Genomic DNA, 17,700 nt, shown 5'->3' with positions numbered 1-17,700 from the left:
GACTCTATTCTATTATATATGACCCCAGGGGGGCATTCTATTTTTCCTGACTCTGGAAGGTTAGCAAGGTCGGATAGAGTTGCTTTACAACTTCTGCCTCAAAGCCTAGGGAGCGTTGTCCGACAAGGTCCATGGGAGAAGGTCGTTCATGCTTTAAACCGTTCGATTTTTCGACATCCTTTTTTTCTGCGGGGAATTCCTTTATAATAAACAAGGCTTATCCAATAAGCTATCGGTTCAAAACGGGGTCATGCTCTTTTGTTCCAATATTCAGAGGAGTTGGATGGGTGAATTCAAAGAAATCTGGGGGGACAGATTAATGAAAAAACGGGTTTTTGCAGCCTTATCATGTCTGCTGGCGATCAGCATGGTTCTGACGGCCTGTGGCGGTGTCAAAACTGGAGCGGGAGGCGGCACCGGCGGGGTCGACAAAAATCAAGAGCTGAACATGACCATTACGGCGGAACCGGCTTCGCTGGATCCTTCGATCTCGCCGGACACCGTCTCTTTTCGTGTTCTAAACAACATCAATGAGGGCCTGTTCCGGATGAACAAAGATAACAAACCGGAAGAAGCCATCGCTTCGCGTGTTGAAGTTTCCGCCGATAAAAAGACGTATACATTCACCTTGCGGGATGCTAAATGGAGCGATGGGAAGCCGGTGACGGCGAAGGACTTCGAATACTCCTGGAAGCGGACGCTCAATCCGAAAACCGGTTCTGAATACAGCTTTATCCTTTTTCCTATTAAAAACGCCAAGGCCTACAACGAAGGTAAGGTAGACGCCGACCAGGTGGGTGTGAAGGCAGTCGACGATAAGACGCTGAAAGTCGAATTGGAGGAGCCTTCCCCGTATTTCCAAGGGCTCACCACTTTCACCGTTTACGGGCCCCAACGGAAAGATATCGTCGAAAAATACGGGAAAAAATATGCCACCGAACCGGACAAGATGGTGACCAATGGACCCTTCGACCTGGTCGAGTGGAAACATGAGCAGAGTTTAAAACTGAAAAAGAGCGACACCTATTGGGACCGTGGGGCTGTTAAACTGGAGACGGCCAATATGAATATCGTCAAAGATATATCGACGGGTGTGAACCTCTACACCTCTGAACAGACGGACATGACGCAACTGAATGCGGAGCTGGCAGACGCCTTCAAAAAGAGCCCTGATTTCACGCCGGTGACCGTTTCCGAGTCTCAGTTCATCGTCTTTAATCTGAAGAACGAATTCCTTTCCAATAGCAAGATTCGGAAGGCGATCAGCTATGCCATCGATCGGGAGGCCCTGGCGAAGCTAATGAAAGACGGATCCAAACCTGCACTGGCCCTCGTACCGCCGACGATCACCGGAAATGATAATGAACCCTTCCGCAAGAAGGCTACTCATGGCCACCTGTTTAACCCGAGGGAAGCCAAACGATTGTTAAAAGAGGGAATGAAGGAAGAGGGCTTTACCGAAAAGCCGAAGCTGACTCTGTTGAGCTTTGATGACTACCGCAAGCAGGCGTCGGTCTTCATCCAAGAGCAACTCAAGACGAACTTGGGCCTCGATATTCAGGTGGATCCCCAGCCTAGGAAACAGAAGATTGACCGGGAGGACAATTCGGAGTTTGAGCTGAATTACACCGCCTGGAACGGGGACTACAACGACCCGATGACTTTCCTCGATCTCTTCCTTGACAGTGGGGTTTTCAGCACGGGGCATTGGGATAATAAAAAATACAAGGACTTGGTCGAGAAAGCGAAAGGAAACCCCGATTTCAAGGAACGTACACAGCAATTGGTGAAAAGCGAGGGGATTCTGCTGGATGATGCAGCTATCGCTCCGGTTATTTACGGGGGCAAAGCTTATCTCCAGAAGCCATATGTGAAAGAAATCGTCCGTCATCCAATCGGGGCGGATATGACCCTTAAGTGGGCCTATCTGGACGGCAAAGATAAATAATTAAGAGGAAAAAAAGACCCGTTTCCGAAACACAGGAAACGGGTCTTTTTGTATGAAAAAATGCTAGACCTAAAAAAAAGGAATTTGATATGTTTTTATCGAATTAATAGTTTTGGGTAGCAGACTTGAAATGGATTGTTGCTACTTTGCGGGTTGCCGTTGGCAGACCGTTTAAGCTTGGTAATATCCTGTCCGTTGACGAGAGTTCCCAAGAATCCCTTGCCTTTAGACATGGGGAGTGTCAAACTCTCAAGGGGGAAAACTCATGGGTAAAAAGGTGTCCAGGAGACTGTTTTTTTCATGGGTTTCCGTTGTGGGGAAGAGCGATCGTTTCTGATTGGCAGAGCTCATCAAGCGTGCAAGAAGGTATATGCCGTCACGGCATATACCTTCTGTGCGCTCATGATGGGGGTTTTTATTCAGTACGTGGTTTTTTTATTCATTCATTTCGTCCGTAGAGAAAGGGGAGTGGAAATGTGCGCCGTTATTTCCTGCAGCGTATGACGTATATGCTCATTACGCTATGGGTCATTATTACCTTTACATTTTTTCTGATGCATACCATGCCGGGTTCGCCTTTGGAGAATGAGGATAAGATTCCCCGGGAGTTGAGGGAAGCTCTCCTAAAGGAGTACGGGTTGGATCAGCCGCTGCCTGTCCAATATGCTAAATTCATGGGAAATCTGATCCAGGGAGAGCTAGGGTATTCGTTCCAGTATGACGGTCGAAGTGTGACTAACCTGCTCATGCAAGGATTCCCGGCTTCTTTACAACTGGGTGTGCAAGCAATCTTATTCGGAGTTCTGATCGGCATGCTTTTGGGAACCATCGCCGCACTTCGCCGTGGAACCTGGGTGGACAATACCTCCAATGTGATCTCCGCGCTGGGTTATTCCGTACCCAATTTTGTGATGGCGGCTCTGCTTTCCTACTATGTCGGGGTCAAGTGGGGAGTTCTTCCCGTCGGTTTATGGGGTTCCTTTGAACACACCATTTTGCCGTCGCTTTCCCTCTCGTTCCTGGTCATCGCCACGATTGCCCGCTATGTGCGGACAGAAATGCTCGAAGTGCTGGGGCAGGACTATATGAAAACGGCGAAGGCTAAAGGGTTGAGCCGATTTACGACGATCAGCCGTCATGCCCTTCGGAACGCTATGATTCCGGCAGTGACAGTGTTGGGTCCTTTGTCCATCGGATTGATCACGGGCTCCATGGTAGTGGAACAGATCTTTGCCGTTCCGGGAATGGGTAAGCTGTTCGTCACTTCCATCACGGTCAATGACTATACGGTCATTATGGGGGTAACCGTTTTCTACAGCACCTTGATCATCCTCAGTATGTTTCTGGTGGATATCCTTTATGGCTTGATTGACCCTCGGATTCGGGTTGCGGGTGGAAAGGAGTGAGAGAGATGGAGACAGCGCGAAAATTGACGCGGGAGATGTTTGAGCCGGCGACGGTTGATACAGAAGAAAAGGTTGTCGGTAAACGGGTTACTTTCTGGGGAGACGTTTGGCGGCGATTTAGCAGTAACAAGGGGGCACTCATTGGCCTGGTCCTTCTGGCGGCGATTGCATTTTTAGCGATTATCGGGCCTGATTTGAATGATTATACCTATCGGAGTGCCAATTACGATCAAACCAATAAAGAAGCTTTCGGGGATCATTGGTTCGGAACGGATAAGATGGGGAGGGACTTGTGGACACGAACCTGGTATGGAGCGGGCATCTCCCTCCTCGTCGCTCTGCTGGCGGCTGCTTTCGATCTTTTCATCGGGGTTCCCTATGGATGTATATCCGGTTATTACGGAGGAAAAGTGGATAACTGGATGCAACGGATTATCGAGGTATTGTACGGAGTCCCCAATTTGATTGTCATTATTTTGCTGCTGTTATGGATGGATCCCGGGATATGGCCCATTGCGTTAGCCTTGGGTATCACCGGTTGGGTAACCATGGCCCGTGTGGTCCGGGGGCAGATGTTGAAGTTGAAATCCCAGGAGTATGTGCTAGCTGCCCGAACCCTGGGAGCCAGTACACGACGGCTGTTGCTTAAACATATGCTTCCCAACGTGATGGGACCCGTTATTATTACAATTATGTTTTCAATCCCAACCGCGATCTTTTTTGAGGCCTTCCTTGCTTTTATCGGTTTGGGTATCCGTCCTCCTGCAGCAAGCCTGGGTGTTTTGATTAACGAGGGGTACAAGGTATTGCAGCTTTTTCCGCACCAGCTGTTTTACCCTGCGGCTGTCCTATCCCTGATTATGTTCAGTTTCAACCTGGTGGGGGACGGTCTGCGTGATGCCCTGGATCCCAAGCTACGCCAATAAGGAAGGAGGGACCTCTATGGAAAAAAACAATGTACTGGAAGTTAACGATCTCCACGTTTCTTTTAAGACCTACAACGGTGAAGTGCAAGCGGTACGCGGCGTCTCCTTTGAGGTGAAAAAAGGGGAGACCGTGGCCATCGTGGGGGAGTCCGGGTGTGGGAAGAGCGTCACCTCCCAAAGCATCATGCGGCTGATTCCGCAACCGCCAGGCTTTTTCAAAAAGGGGAAAATCCTGTTCGAAGAGAAGGATTTAACCCGTTTGACGGAGAATCAAATGGAGAGGATCCGTGGCAAAGATATCGCGATGATTTTCCAGGATCCGATGACCTCACTTAACCCGACGATGACGGTGGGTCGACAGATCATGGAGGGTTTGGTCAAGCATCAGCGGCTAGGGAAGGCAGAAGCGAAAAAGAGGGCTCTGGATATGCTGCATCTGGTGGGCATCCCCAGTCCTCGCTCTCGAATCAATCAGTATCCCCATCAATTTAGCGGTGGGATGCGGCAACGGGCGATGATCGCGATTGCATTGGCCTGTGCGCCGAAGTTGCTGATCGCTGACGAACCGACAACGGCCTTGGACGTGACAATCCAGGCACAAATCCTCGATCTGATGAACGATCTGAAGGAAAAGTTGGAGACGTCGATCATCTTGATTACCCATGATCTGGGTGTGGTGGCCGAAACGGCGGACCGTGTCGTCGTCATGTATGCTGGGAAAGTGGTCGAAACCGGCACTGTGGAGGAAATTTTCAACCACCCTCGTCATCCGTATACATGGGGGCTGATGGGTTCCATGCCGAGGCTGGACCTTTCCCGTGATAAGGACCTAGCGCCGATTCTAGGGACCCCGCCCAACCTGCTCTCACCGCCGAAGGGTTGTCCCTTTGCTGGACGTTGCAAACATGCAATGAAGATCTGCAAGGAAGAGATGCCTGAAACAACTGATGCTTCCGGTTCTCACCAGGTGGCATGTTGGCTGGAGCATCCGATGGCGCCGGCCGTCCAGGCTCCTTATAAATTGGTAGGAGGGGGTTTCCAATGAGCATGGCCGAACCAAAAGTGGAAAAGATCCTCGAAGTCAATCAGGTGAAAAAACACTTCAGCGCCGGTAGGGGTCAGGTCGTACAAGCCGTCGATAATATCTCTTTTGAGGTTTACAAAGGGGAAACCTTGGGCCTCGTCGGGGAGTCCGGCTGCGGCAAATCTACCATCGGTCGGACGATCATTCGTCTCTATGAAGCTACCGAAGGAGAAATTCGCTTCAAAGGAAAAACGACGAAAGATCTGAAGGGGAGAGATCTGAAGCGGTTCAATCGGGAAATGCAGATGATCTTTCAAGACCCCTATGCTTCTCTGAACCCACGTATGACCGTCGGCGATATCATCGCCGAGGGGCTGGACATCCACGATCTCGCCAAAGGACGGGAGCGTCGCAAAACAGTAGTGGAACTCCTTAGGACAGTCGGTCTGAATGAGGAACACGCTGATCGTTTTCCCCATGAATTTTCCGGCGGCCAGCGGCAGCGGATCGGGATTGCTCGAGCTCTAGCGGTGGATCCCGATTTCATCATTGCCGACGAACCGATTTCGGCCCTGGATGTGTCGATCCAAGCCCAGGTCGTCAACCTGATGAAGAAGTTGCAGCGGGAAAAAGGGTTGACCTACCTTTTTATCGCTCATGACCTATCGATGGTGAAATACATCAGTGATCGGGTAGGGGTGATGTACCTCGGCAACTTGGTGGAGCTTGCCGACAGCCAGGAACTTTATGATACCCCTCTTCATCCTTATACAGAGGCTCTCCTGTCAGCTGTACCGATCCCGGATCCGAACAATGAGAAGCGCCGGGAGCGGATCATCTTGAAGGGGGACGTGCCGAGCCCGATCAACCCGCCGAGCGGTTGCCGGTTCCGCACGCGTTGTCCGAAGGCGATGGACATTTGTGCCAACGAGGTTCCGACCTGGCAAGAAGTCCGCCCGATGCACTGGGTTTCCTGTCATCTGTATCAGGAAGAGTCATTGAAAAAAGAAGAAGGGCAGTAACAGGGATAAGGCTCCAATAAAGAATGGTTAAAAAACGGATATCTGACGCCAAAACCCCCGGGGGAAAAACCCCAGGGGTTTTTGGTTCTAATTGAATAGGGAGGCGGGGAAGCTGACCATCGTTCCAGGATCGTCACCTTTAGAAAACGTCGAAGATTTCCCGGAAGGCGAGCACGGCAAACAGGAGGACACTTCCGCCGAGAAGAAGGTTGGTTACCCAACCGTTTTTAAACGGATCTCCCACTCTGGAGGAATTTAGGAGCCAGATTAGGGTGAGGGAGAGAAAGGGCATAAATAGAGCGCCAAGGGTGCCGTAAGCGATCACCAGGGCGAAAGGCTTGCCGAGAAAGAGGAGAAGCATCGGCGGGAAGGTGAGCCAAGCGAGGTAACTGCGGTAGGGTTTGCTCTTTTCCGAGATGTATTCGCCGCTCTGTTCCTTCGGAATGCCTTTGGTCAGCCGGACGAAATCGGCAAACAGGTAGGGAACGCCGTTCCAGACGCCCAGCAAGGAAGTGAAGGAGGCTGCCCAAAATCCGATCAGAAACAGCCAACGAACGATCTCACCGAGGCGTTCTCCGAGGAGACGGGAAAGGTCTACCATCCCTTTCTCCCCTTCCAGGATGATTCCCGTCCCAAAGAGGACTTCCGCCCCGATGACTAGCAGGGAGAGGGTGAAGATACCAGTTATGGTATAGGCGACAGTGGTGTCTAGACGCATCGTGGGGATCCAGGAGGGGCTATTCCAACCTTTTTTCCGCAGCCAGTAACCATAAGAGGCCATGGTTACCGTCCCGCCGACTCCACCGACCAATCCCAGAACATAGAAGAGGGATCCTGACGGAAGCTGGGGGACTAAGCCGAGGGAGAGATTTCCTAGGTTGGGGAAAAGGATGACTGCGGAGCCGACAACGGTCACAAACATGATGCCAACCAGCATCAGCATCACTCGCTCAAAGAACAGGTAACGGCCGTTCCAGATCAGGAGAAAGCCAGTCAGGGAGTGAAGGATCGCCCAGGCCCATAGGGGCATGATGGGAAACATCGTGGCTGCCGCCAATGCTGTCGACGAAGCGACGGCTGCACCGAATACCAAACCCCAGAGGATCACATAAACACCGAAATATGCCATGGCCCATCTTCCCAGAGAGTGCCACCCTTCAAGGATGGTTTGCCCTGTAGCTAGACACCAACGGCCGATTCCTTCATTTAGGATATACTTCAGGATCGAGCCGATGACAATCGCCCATACAAAGACATGGCCGTATAGGGTTCCGGCTACCAAGGCGGCCACGAGATCACCCACACCGACCCCCGTCGCTGCCATAACCAACCCAGGGCCGATATGTTTCAGTCGACTTTTAGCGGAGGCGGGAGCCGGAGAGACGGGGTCTGTGTGGAGCGTGGTGCGGGATTTCATTAAACCCCTCCTTTTAAAGCAGAAAATTAAATGATTTCTTTCATCATACACGATTTTGAATTCTCCGCAAATGGAAACCGCCTCCAAGGAGGAGGCGGTTTCCGATGGATCAGATGGAGGTTTAAAGAACCTGCTCCACTTCGGTAACGCCGGGGACTTCTTCAACCAGGGCACGTTCAATCCCTGCTTTAAGGGTGATCGTGGAGCTGGGGCAGCTGCCACATGCACCGAGGAGGCGAACTTTTACCACTCCGTCTTCGATGTCCACCAATTCTACGTCCCCCCCGTCCCGTTGAATGAAGGGGCGTAGTTTATCCAACACTTCCTGTACTTGCTCTCTCATGGATGATGCTCCTTTCATCAAAGGCCCAGTGGAAAAGGGCGCTTTGCGTTCATGTATATTGTAATCAGGATCAGTTGTGAAATCAATCGGTACGACCGGAATCCATTTCTCATCATATAGTATATCGATCTTTTCAGCCGTTGTCTTTCAAAGCGTGGAGAAGCCGTCACCGTCACGGTTTTTCTGCAACTGACAAAAATGATAAGATGGGATAAGTGTGACCGATGCTGATTAGTGTGCTTAGGAAGAGGGAATCGACCATGAAAAACGTGTATGAAGATATAAAAGATCTGATCGGCAATACGCCGATTGTCCGGGTGAAACATTTTCCGCTCCCGGAAGGGGTTCGCATTTATGCGAAGTTAGAGTCCTTCAATCCTGGTGGCAGTGTCAAAGACCGCCTGGGACTCGCCTTGATTCGGGCGGCGGAAGAGAGTGGCCAGTTAAAGCCGGGAGGAACGATCATTGAGCCGACGGCGGGTAACACGGGTATCGGACTTGCTCTAGCTGCTATCGGGACGGGGTATCGGGTGATATTCGTCGTCCCGGAGAGATTTTCCCAAGAGAAACAGCAATTGATGCGCGCCTTGGGGGCGAAGGTGGTCAATTCCCCCACTGAAAAAGGGATGAAGGGAGCCATCGCGCGCGCGGAAGAACTGGAAAGAGAGATCGAGGGTTCCTTCTGTCCGCAGCAGTTTCAAAACCCCGCTAACCCGGATGCCCACTATCGAACCACGGGGCCGGAAATTTGGGAACAGATGGATGGCCAGGTCGACATTTTCGTGGCTGGAGCGGGATCCGGTGGAACCTTCATGGGGTGCGCCCGTTATCTGAAGGAACGGAATCCGGATATCAAAACGGTGATTGTGGAACCGGAAGGCTCTATTTTGACCGGTAAGCCCGGCCCTCACAAGACAGAGGGGATCGGGATGGAACTGATGCCGGGTTACATGGATCCCTCCTATTTTGACGGTATTCACATGGTGACGGACCGGGACGCCTTTGATATGGTAAAGGAACTTTCCAAACGGGAAGGGCTGTTGGCTGCGAGCTCTTCCGGAGCTGCTTTCTGTGCTGCTCTGCGGGAAGCTGAGAAGGCTCCCTCCGGTACCAATATTGTCGTGATTTTTCCTGACAGTAGCGAACGATATCTTAGCCAGCAGATATACGAGGAAGGAGAATAAACATGCGAATCGATACGAAATTGATCCACGGCGGCGTCTTTGGGGACGACCGTACCGGGGCCGTCAGCGTCCCGATCTACCAGGTTTCTACCTATAAACAGAACGGGATCGGTGAGCATAGCGGATATGAGTACTCCCGAACGGGCAACCCAACTCGGGAAGCCCTCGAACAATTAATCGCGGAGCTGGAAAATGGGGCTCGAGGCTTCGCTTTTTCCTCAGGGATGGCTGCTATATCGACAGTGGTTGCTCGGTTTGATCAGGGTGATCACCTGGTGGTCGGGGATGATATCTACGGAGGAACCTACCGGGTCCTTTCCAAAGTGTTCAACCGATTTGGCATCCGTTCCACCTTCGTAGACACCAGCCGTCCCGAAGAGGTGGAAGCGGCCATCCTACCGGAAACGAAGGCCGTTTATTTGGAAACACCCAGCAACCCGTTGCTTAAGGTAACGGACATCGGAAAGGTGGCGGAAATCTGCCGCTCCAAGGAACTCCTTCTTATCGTGGATAACACCTTTCTCACCCCTTATTGGCAAAATCCCATCGATCTCGGAGCGGATATCGTCCTGCACAGCGCCACGAAATACCTGGGTGGTCACAGCGATGTGGTCGCGGGATTGGTTGTCACTCGCGATAAGGAAGTGGGGGAAGACATCCACTTCCTACAAAACTCCATGGGCGGCATCCTGCCGCCCCATGATTCCTGGCTTCTGATGCGGGGGATGAAAACACTTGGCCTTCGTATGCGTCAACATGAAACGGGTGCTAGGAGGCTAGCGGAGTGGCTGGTGAGCCGCCCTGACGTCGGATCGGTTTATTATCCGGGCTTGAAAACCCACCCTGATCACGATATTGCGATCCGTCAGGCCCGCGGTTTTGGGGGAATGATTTCCTTTGACGCGGGCGATGGGAAGCGTGCCGAGGAAATCCTGTCCCGCACCCGCTGGTTTACCCTGGCGGAGAGTTTGGGGGCGGTAGAAAGCCTTATATCGGTCCCGGCCCGGATGACTCACGCATCGATTCCACCGGAACGACGCCGAGAGTTGGGAATCACAGACGGATTGATCCGCATTTCTGTAGGTGTTGAAGATGTGGATGACTTGATAGAGGACTTGGAACAAGCCCTGCGCTGACCCCGAACAAGGACATCTCCGGTCTCGCCCAGGGAACCGACGGGAAAAAGGAGGTCTCTCCTATGACTGATCCAATCGTTATCCATGTTTACGGTGCTGAAGATTTGTGTGCCAGTTGTGTCAATCTGCCCTCGGCGAAGGAGACCGCCGCCTGGTTGGAGGCAGCTTTGGGCCGTCGTTACGGGGAACGGATCCTCGTTCGTTACGTCGATATCCATCACCCGAAGGGGGAGGAGGAGGCTGCCTTCTCCCGTCGGGTGGTGGAGGAAGATCTCTGGTATCCGGTGGTTGTGATCGATAATGACATCGTCGGCGAAGGAAATCCGAAACTGAAAGAAATCAGGCGGAAACTGGATTCTATGGGGCTTATGCCGGCCTTTGAAGCCGACGCTTAACATCATTGGATCAGCTCCATAAGTGACTATAACAACGCCCCCCTCATCCCAGAGGGGGGCGTTGTTATGGGGATTTTTCAAAGGACTATATGTTAGGTAATGTAACACAGGGAAAGGATAATGGATGGATATGAGATAATACGTCATATTATTCAACAAAAAGGGAGGATTTACCGCTAATGATCAGGGGGGATAAGATGTAACCGCTTTTCCTGTGTAAAATAACATGACATAATGTTTGTGCCTGCTATGAATAAGCGATATAGTGAGGAGCAGAAGCACATATGGAGCGGATAAAATCTGTTCAAGGGGGAAGGTTGATGCGAAAAAAACGAATCTTTTCTGTGCTCGGTAAACCATCTGTCCGAGAGGTCACCCGTTTTGTGGAGACTGCCCGTTCTTTCGCCAGCCATATCATGATCTGCCACGGTAAAATCACAGCAAATGGGAAGGGCTTGCTCGGTCTGATCTCTCTCTTTATCGGAGTGGAAAAGGGAGACCGGCTAATTCTCACCGCTGCTGGCCCTGACGCAGACCGTGCGTTAGAAGAGCTGGTTCATCTCTTTCAATGGGTTCACTATGACCTTTGACCACTCCCCATGCGTAAACGCAGGGGATTCTTGGGTAATCTCCAGTAACCCGGAGAAATGGACCAAGCGAACCCCGTGGGCCCCACGGTTAAAAAAGAGTTTCGTTACCATGTCTCAGGCTGAAATGACTGCTTGGTTTTCGCATGACATTCCAACCATGGAGGTACGCATAGCATTTTACATGCAAGACGATTGGTTTGCACAACCCCATATGCTATCCATTTTTCAAAGAGCAACTACTTTTAATTTAGGCTCCATAGATAAATCTAAGGGTTTTCCCCGCTCGCAAAATATATAAAAAAAGCTTCGGCGTGAGCCGGAGCTTTTTTTATACTGACTAATTATTTTGGGGTTTGCTTCCGATCAAGTCTGCCCGGATGATATAGCGTTGAGGAGCACTGCCTACCAAGTTGAAAGGATAGCACGTGATGAGGGACATATCCGGTTTGTCGTGGGGGACGATCACACTGCGATCCTCGTCATCCACAATGAATGTTTTCCGGATTTGGTAGGTGTGGATGAACCCGTCTATTTTGACGTAGAGCTTGTCGCCCTTCTTTAGTTCGTTCGCCTGGCGGAAGACGGTTTCCCTGTGGCCCGCCAGGACAGTGTGACCTTTCTCTCCTGGCAGCACGGTTCCAGATCCGATATATTGGCCCACTCCTTTGGCCAATTCCTTCTCCCCTGTTCCATAGACAATGGGGAGGATTGCGCCGATCTGAGGGATGATCAGCTCCCCAATGACCGCACCCTTTTTCGGATCTTGTTTTCGTTTTATCCCCTCTTTTTTTGAGGGCTCTGCCCGTCGGTCGTCCCAATCCTTCGCGATAGCCATCGCCAGTTTCGGGTCATGGACAGCCACATGGATCTGATCCCACCACTGATAAGCGTTATAGGCGACCATCGAGCTTCCGGCCAGTATTAATATAACAGCAAAGACTCGGATCAAGGCGGGTCGACCCCCTGGTTCATTCCGTTTTCAGAACAACCGTATCTTATCATGGGCTCACCAGAGAGACAACAAATAGGTTCGCTCTACCGAAGGTTGCAAGACAAAAAAACCCTGCACTCGGAGAGAACAGGGGGGAATGCATGGCGGGAATTAGTTTTTGTTAAATTTCCGTCGGGTGGCGAAGACAGTCAAGCCGATGAAGGTAAGGACGCCTCCCGTTAACATGCCAGTCGGGTAGCGGACGGAGGTTTCGGGCAGTTTTTCACCGTTCTTGATTTTGCCGGAGGTTTCTTTATCTTTACCCGGAGAGGGAGCGTCTTTGCCGTCATCTGGCTTTTCTCCCTTGTCACGATCCTCTTCCCCTTCGTCGGTGTCAGGGACGGTGACACACGGATCGTCGGCTTTTAGATTGTTGTTGGCCACGTTATATAAACGGACGGGAACGCCGTTATCCATGGTTCCCTGATAGTCCGCGTGGACGATATATTCACCGGGGGTGATGGTTTTCTTGGAGAAGAGGGCACGATGGATGGGGGATTCCGTGGTCCCGGATTCCTCTCTCTGTTGTTTCTCACCGTCGAGGATGAGTGTCCAATTGCCGTTGGTATGCTTGGCACCGAGCAGTTCACCTTGGACTGCCACGCCTTTTTCCGTGCAAGAAGCGGTGACATCGACGTTGACGAAGCGGACAGCGATGTCATTGGACGCGCGAAACTTCTTACCTTCGGATTTGCCGTTGAACGTCACGCGCACCTTGAAACGTTGGCCGGGCTGTGCTCCTTCGTCCCTCAGACCGAGGGTAGCTTTCTGTCGGACTCCGGTGACGTTTTTTAGGGTTTCTGTATGACCGTTCAGGGTAAAGGTCCAGGTTCCTTTTGCACGCTCAGCATTAGGGAGCGCCGCATTAACCACAAATCCTTCATGGTAGACCCCATAGGAAAGGTCCAAATTGTCGGCTCCAGGCAGATCCGGAACGCGGTATTCGTCCTCAGCGTGGAGAGAATAGGCGTTTCCTTGAATGTTTCCCTCGAACCGGACATCTATTAGATGGACGGTTCCCGCTTTCAGCTCACTTTTCGGAAGTTTGAATTCCACTTGTTGTTGCGGGCTTTTTCCCTTGCGAATGATTGTTTCTGAACCCATCTGGAAGGTCCAAGTTCCGTCGGCGTCCCCGTTGGTAATTTCCCGGATGGACGCTTTGACAATCAGCCCATCTTCAGTCGGTTCATGCTCGAGGGCGATATCGAAAGTTCCTTGGGAGGGTGTTTCCTTTTTCGGGTCGGGTTTTTGGTCCTTGGCTGGAGGTTTTGTTTTATCCATAGGAGGGGTCTTTCCCGGGTTCGGTAAGACGGGGGTGGTCACTTGATCGGCGGGGCCTTCTTTGGCTGGTGACCCTTCCCTTTCTTGTTGCGGGTTTTCTGTGTTTACCCCTTCTTTCTCAGACGGGTGCTGTTCATTGGCGGACGAGTCTGCTGGAATGGGTGCCGCCTGGATCAGCCCTGCAGGTGTCAGTGTCAGCATCAGTATGAGAGCCAAAGCTGACAAAATCAATTTTTTCAACGCTCCTACTCCCCCTGTGTTCTTTGATTTTACATGCTAGTTGAAACCGCTATTTCTTTTACAAGAATATTTTACTTCCCCCTTTATTCTGTTTCAATAGTAAATGGATCATCGTCTATTAATATACCGTTTTATGAATGAATAAAGGGTATAAAATGGGATGGTTAAACACTCTATATAGCGTGGGTGCGAAAAGAAGTTTTTTTATACGACTTTTCATCTGATCCTGTCCCTTTTACGACTAAAAAAAGGGGAGACAGGAAAACGGCAGAGAGGACTAGAAGAGGTCCCATTATTCGGATGATTTTGACAGAGTTAACATCATGAGCGTCTTCACTGGATCCACTTTCAATGGAAAAGAGCCGAGAAGAGAAACGGAGGGGTTAGCGGATGGGTTGGCGGAAGGGGATTGTCGTCTGGCTCGTGCTGTCCTTGGTTTGGGCTCCCATACCGTTGCAGGCACAGGACCCGGTCCATGAATCGGGAGAGGATCTGCTAAAGTCCCAGACTCCATCTACTGATGTCTACGGTACAAAAGCCCCGGCGGTCATCCATGAGGAAAGGTCGGGGGAGGCCATCGCCAAAGGAGTGGCCCTAATGAGCGTTAACCGGTTTGATACCCGCGGCTGGATAGAAGGTGCCACGCTTACTGTCGATCTCGCAGAGCCGGCAGTGAAGAGCAGTCTGTTGACTGCGGGAAAAGTAGCCAGTTCGCAATCGCTGAGTGAGCAGATGAAGCGGGCCGGAGCCATCGCCGGGGTGAACGCAGATTTCTTCGACATCGGTAATACGGAAGCGGCTTTCGGGGCGGAGGTGTCAGAGGGAAAGATCCGTAAGAGCGGTGGAGACCGGTTGGCGGTTTCCGTTACTCGGGACCGCCTGGGGCAGGTGGGCCAGCTGCTTCTGGAGGGAAGAGTGGTATCTCCCTACGGGGAGCGCCGGTTGGATGCGATCAACGCCCATGTTCTTGGGAAGGAGGACCTGGGTTTGTACACATCGGACTGGGGGAAAGCTTCCCGCCGTCATCTCGTGGGTAGTCCGGCAGACTACACCGAGGTGACTCTCAATGAGGGAAAGGTGACGGAAGTACGAGAAGGAAGTGTTCGTGAAGGGCAGCTGGAGGAAGGGCAGGCCATCCTCAGCGGAAAGGGGAAAGCTGCTAATTTTCTTCGTCAGCTGAACCAGGGGGATGAGGTATCCGTGGAATACGGCACTCGGCCCGATGCGAAAAACCTCCTCTTCGCTGTCGGAGGTGGAGCGATGTTGGTGAAGAATGGAGAAATTTCCAATCACGACGACGGTGCTGTCCATCCCCGGACGGCCGTCGGATTCAGCCGTGACGGAAAAAAGATGATTCTGACAGCCGTTGATGGACGCTCTAAAGAGAGCCGCGGGATGACCTTGTGGGAGTTAGCCCGCTGGATGAAGGAACAGGGTGCATGGACAGCTATTAACTTGGATGGAGGGGGCTCTACCACCCTCATCGCTAGGGAATTGGGACAAGAAGGGCTGAAGGTGATCAATACTCCCTCAGACGGAAGGGAACGACCCGTTCCCAATGGAATCGGGATTTGGAACCAAGCCAAAACCGGCCATTTAAAAGGATTCAACATTCATTCGACTTCACCTCGGGTATTTAAAGGTTTTACCCGCCGGTTTCGCGCCGACGCTTTCGATACCGCTTTCGCCCCGATGAAAATCGATCCACGCCGGATCCGCTGGAAGACAAAACCTGCTACTCTCGGAAGATTCGAGGGGGAGATCTTCCGAGCGGCTCGTTCCGGAACAGGTAAGGTAACAGTCCGGTCTCAGGGGGTGAGGTCCGATGCGGACATCCACGTTTTAGGCAGACCGGTCACACTGTCTATTGAGCCGAAACAGATGGGTTTGGAAAAGGGAAAGGAAGCTCGGTTTCTTGTCACCGGTAAGGATAGGAATGGGTATCGGACCTATATCGAACCTGGGGATATCCGTTTTACTATCGAGGACAGCTTGGTCGACCTGACCCCCAACCCAGATGGCAGTGTGACCGTCACACCTAAAAAAACGACAGGGTCTGCTGTTTTGACAGCCAGGGTCGGTGGATTGACCGCTCAGGCAGGAATCACCATCGGCTTGGAAGAAAATCGGGTAGAAGATTTTGAGAAGAATACACCCCCATGGACTTTTTCCAAGGCACCGGCTGAAACCACCGGGAGCCTTACCTGGGTGGATGCTCCGGAGCGCGGGGGAAAAGCGATTCAGTTAGACTATGATTTCACTGCTTCTACCAAAACGCGGGCGGTTTATGCCAACCCTCCTGGAGGTCTGATGGATCTGCCCGGAGATGTACGAAAAATTGGGGTATACGTCCATGGGGACGGGAATGGGCACTGGCTTCGTACCCGGATCAAGGATGCCGTCGGAGTCTTCCACACATTGGACTTAGCCCGGAACGTGGACTGGATCGGTTGGAAGTATGTTGAGACCGAAGTACCGCCAGGTGTTCAATACCCGATCAAGTTAAACCAGATCTATTTGGTAGAGCCCGATGGTAAGGTGCAAGACAAGGGATCGATCATGCTGGATGATGTAACGGTTCGCATCACAGAAACCTTGAACCTCCCCCGAACAAAATCGCTTCCTCACCCGATGGTACGGCAGCACAGTTTCATTCCTGCGAGAAAATGGAAATATGCGGTGATGAACGACCTTCATCTGGACAGCACCCATCCAAGGAGCAAGGAGGTGGAGAATGCGAAGCAAGCCCTCCGGGAGTTGTCGAAGGAAGACGTGGACTTTGTCATCTTTAACGGAGATGTTGTGGACACGGATACCAAAGAGAACTATACCTTTTTCAAAAAAATCCTGGAGGAAAACCTATCAGCCCCTTCCTATGTCATACCAGGAAATCACGAGACTTACGGCAGCGGCAATCTGGACAATTTTGCGGATGCTTTTGGCCGGGAATCCCTGTTTCGCACCTTCGTTCACAAAAGGACGCGTTTTATTCTATTCAACACTTCCTTCGAAGGGCTGCGGGTAAGCGATGCCAACCAATGGTTCCGATTAAAGCAATTGCTCAAGGAAAGCGAAGAAGATGCCAAAGTGGAAAATTTGGTCATTCTGGGTCATCATCCACTGAGAGACCCTCTCCCGGCGAAGACCTCCCAGTTTAAAGATGGTGGAGAAGCTGAATTACTGGAGAAACTGTTGACCCGTTTTCGTGAAGCGAGTGGAAAACCGGCGGCGGTTATCAGCGCTCATGCTCACGTGAACCACTGGGGACAGTTGGATGGGATTCCTTACGGGATCATCGGCCCAGTCGGAAAACGGGCCTACGGGGCACAGGATGACGGAGGTTTTTACAGCTATGCTGTCTTTGGGGTTGGCAGGGCCGGAAAGCGGAAAGTTCCCTGGATGACAGTGGAAGTTCGCCCGATTCTGCAGGATCTCATTTTGGAGAAACAGGTATTTACAGTTGGTGAGCAGGAAAAGGTGCCTCTCCATGGGGTGCAGGCAGAAGGGTGGACCTTTCCACTGGGCTATCCTGCCATGGTTCGGTACGAAGGTACGAAGGGGTTGATTATTTCGAACAAAGGGTCTATGGATTCCCGGGCCATAGCCCGTTTTAACCCGGTCACCGGGACGATTCGTTTTTACCGTCGGGGAAGCGTGGAGTTAACGGTTAAAACCGGCGGGATGGAGAAACGTTTTTCTCTCAAAGGCCAGTGAATATCCAACCCGACGATTATAGAAGAAATTCGTTTTTCATTGGTACCTTTTGTTTTTTCCGGATGGGAGGTACAATAATAGGC

At 51.6% G+C, this 17,700-nt stretch carries 14 protein-coding genes; 10 read left to right on the top strand and 4 right to left on the bottom strand.

Going from position 1 to position 17,700, the window contains the following annotated elements; translation table 11 throughout:
• Window positions 1–319: 319 nt before the first annotated feature.
• The 5 genes from ACFOUO_RS04290 (at window position 320) to ACFOUO_RS04270 (ending at window position 6,326) form a co-directional block, all read left to right on the top strand.
• The gene (locus tag ACFOUO_RS04290) at window positions 320–1,948 is read left to right on the top strand and encodes a peptide ABC transporter substrate-binding protein (RefSeq protein ID WP_380702499.1); all 1,629 of its coding nucleotides are present in this window, start codon (window positions 320–322) and stop codon (window positions 1,946–1,948) included.
• A gap of 476 nt (window positions 1,949–2,424) precedes the next feature.
• The gene (locus tag ACFOUO_RS04285; RefSeq protein WP_380702497.1) at window positions 2,425–3,354 is read left to right on the top strand and encodes an ABC transporter permease; all 930 of its coding nucleotides are present in this window, start codon (window positions 2,425–2,427) and stop codon (window positions 3,352–3,354) included.
• A 5-nt stretch (window positions 3,355–3,359) separates the two neighbouring features.
• A complete protein-coding gene (locus ACFOUO_RS04280; protein ID WP_380702495.1) occupies window positions 3,360–4,280 on the top strand; it encodes an ABC transporter permease in 921 nt (306 codons plus the stop codon).
• Window positions 4,281–4,296: 16 nt separating this feature from the next.
• A complete protein-coding gene (locus ACFOUO_RS04275) occupies window positions 4,297–5,325 on the top strand; it encodes an ABC transporter ATP-binding protein (RefSeq protein WP_380702493.1) in 1,029 nt (342 codons plus the stop codon).
• Window positions 5,322–6,326 carry an ABC transporter ATP-binding protein gene (locus ACFOUO_RS04270; RefSeq protein WP_380702491.1) on the top strand — a complete coding sequence of 335 codons (1,005 nt, stop codon included), beginning with the start codon at window positions 5,322–5,324 and terminating at the stop codon, window positions 6,324–6,326. Before ACFOUO_RS04275 ends, ACFOUO_RS04270 begins: the two co-directional genes overlap by 4 nt.
• Before the next feature lie 139 nt (window positions 6,327–6,465).
• On the opposite strand, the gene ACFOUO_RS04265 is transcribed toward ACFOUO_RS04270, so the two are convergent.
• Entirely contained in the window at window positions 6,466–7,743 is a 1,278-nt protein-coding gene (locus tag ACFOUO_RS04265; RefSeq protein ID WP_380702489.1) for an Nramp family divalent metal transporter, read from the bottom strand.
• Between the two features lie 121 nt (window positions 7,744–7,864).
• Window positions 7,865–8,086 (bottom strand): NifU family protein, encoded by a 222-nt coding sequence (locus ACFOUO_RS04260; protein ID WP_380702487.1) that lies wholly within the window; start codon window positions 8,084–8,086, stop codon window positions 7,865–7,867.
• Between the two features lie 260 nt (window positions 8,087–8,346).
• On the opposite strand from ACFOUO_RS04260, the gene ACFOUO_RS04255 reads away from it, so the two are divergent.
• From ACFOUO_RS04255 to ACFOUO_RS04240, 4 genes are all read left to right on the top strand, one after another.
• On the top strand, window positions 8,347–9,270 hold the full coding sequence (locus ACFOUO_RS04255) for a PLP-dependent cysteine synthase family protein (protein ID WP_380702485.1): 924 nt from the start codon (window positions 8,347–8,349) through the stop codon (window positions 9,268–9,270).
• A 2-nt stretch (window positions 9,271–9,272) separates the two neighbouring features.
• A complete protein-coding gene (locus tag ACFOUO_RS04250) occupies window positions 9,273–10,406 on the top strand; it encodes a bifunctional cystathionine gamma-lyase/homocysteine desulfhydrase (protein ID WP_380702483.1) in 1,134 nt (377 codons plus the stop codon).
• A gap of 62 nt (window positions 10,407–10,468) precedes the next feature.
• Window positions 10,469–10,801 carry a YuzD family protein gene (locus ACFOUO_RS04245; protein WP_380702481.1) on the top strand — a complete coding sequence of 111 codons (333 nt, stop codon included), beginning with the start codon at window positions 10,469–10,471 and terminating at the stop codon, window positions 10,799–10,801.
• 320 nt (window positions 10,802–11,121) lie between these two features.
• Window positions 11,122–11,391, top strand: a complete 270-nt coding sequence (locus ACFOUO_RS04240) for an HPr family phosphocarrier protein (protein WP_380702479.1) — start codon at window positions 11,122–11,124, stop codon at window positions 11,389–11,391.
• 337 nt (window positions 11,392–11,728) lie between these two features.
• Here the strand turns inward: ACFOUO_RS04240 and ACFOUO_RS04235 are convergent, their stop codons facing one another.
• Both ACFOUO_RS04235 and ACFOUO_RS04230 read right to left on the bottom strand, forming a co-directional pair.
• Complete coding sequence (locus ACFOUO_RS04235; RefSeq protein WP_380702477.1) at window positions 11,729–12,340, bottom strand: sortase; 612 nt, start codon at window positions 12,338–12,340, stop codon at window positions 11,729–11,731.
• A gap of 153 nt (window positions 12,341–12,493) precedes the next feature.
• Window positions 12,494–13,903 carry a hypothetical protein gene (locus ACFOUO_RS04230; protein ID WP_380702475.1) on the bottom strand — a complete coding sequence of 470 codons (1,410 nt, stop codon included), beginning with the start codon at window positions 13,901–13,903 and terminating at the stop codon, window positions 12,494–12,496.
• A gap of 390 nt (window positions 13,904–14,293) precedes the next feature.
• On the opposite strand from ACFOUO_RS04230, the gene ACFOUO_RS04225 reads away from it, so the two are divergent.
• Entirely contained in the window at window positions 14,294–17,617 is a 3,324-nt protein-coding gene (locus ACFOUO_RS04225; protein WP_380702473.1) for a phosphodiester glycosidase family protein, read from the top strand.
• The last annotated feature ends 83 nt before the right edge of the window (window positions 17,618–17,700 follow it).

The organism is Salinithrix halophila (assembly GCF_042650125.1).
GTDB lineage: Bacteria > Bacillota > Bacilli > Thermoactinomycetales > DSM-45169 > Salinithrix > Salinithrix halophila.
The sequence above is the reverse complement of the archived record's forward strand: the minus strand, read 5'-3'. Positions and strand labels throughout refer to the sequence as shown.

Bases quoted from the DNA above. Each gene is read 5' to 3' on its own strand.
- ACFOUO_RS04255 (WP_380702485.1), top strand. From the start codon at position 8,347: ATGAAAAACGTGTATGAAGATATAAAAGATCTGATCGGCAATACGCCG.
- ACFOUO_RS04225 (WP_380702473.1), top strand. From the start codon at position 14,294: ATGGGTTGGCGGAAGGGGATTGTCGTCTGGCTCGTGCTGTCCTTGGTT.
- ACFOUO_RS04290 (WP_380702499.1), top strand. From the start codon at position 320: ATGAAAAAACGGGTTTTTGCAGCCTTATCATGTCTGCTGGCGATCAGC.
- ACFOUO_RS04270 (WP_380702491.1), top strand. From the start codon at position 5,322: ATGAGCATGGCCGAACCAAAAGTGGAAAAGATCCTCGAAGTCAATCAG.
- ACFOUO_RS04275 (WP_380702493.1), top strand. From the start codon at position 4,297: ATGGAAAAAAACAATGTACTGGAAGTTAACGATCTCCACGTTTCTTTT.
- ACFOUO_RS04260 (WP_380702487.1), bottom strand. From the start codon at position 8,086: ATGAGAGAGCAAGTACAGGAAGTGTTGGATAAACTACGCCCCTTCATT.
- ACFOUO_RS04250 (WP_380702483.1), top strand. From the start codon at position 9,273: ATGCGAATCGATACGAAATTGATCCACGGCGGCGTCTTTGGGGACGAC.
- ACFOUO_RS04265 (WP_380702489.1), bottom strand. From the start codon at position 7,743: ATGAAATCCCGCACCACGCTCCACACAGACCCCGTCTCTCCGGCTCCC.
- ACFOUO_RS04280 (WP_380702495.1), top strand. From the start codon at position 3,360: ATGGAGACAGCGCGAAAATTGACGCGGGAGATGTTTGAGCCGGCGACG.
- ACFOUO_RS04240 (WP_380702479.1), top strand. From the start codon at position 11,122: ATGCGAAAAAAACGAATCTTTTCTGTGCTCGGTAAACCATCTGTCCGA.
- ACFOUO_RS04245 (WP_380702481.1), top strand. From the start codon at position 10,469: ATGACTGATCCAATCGTTATCCATGTTTACGGTGCTGAAGATTTGTGT.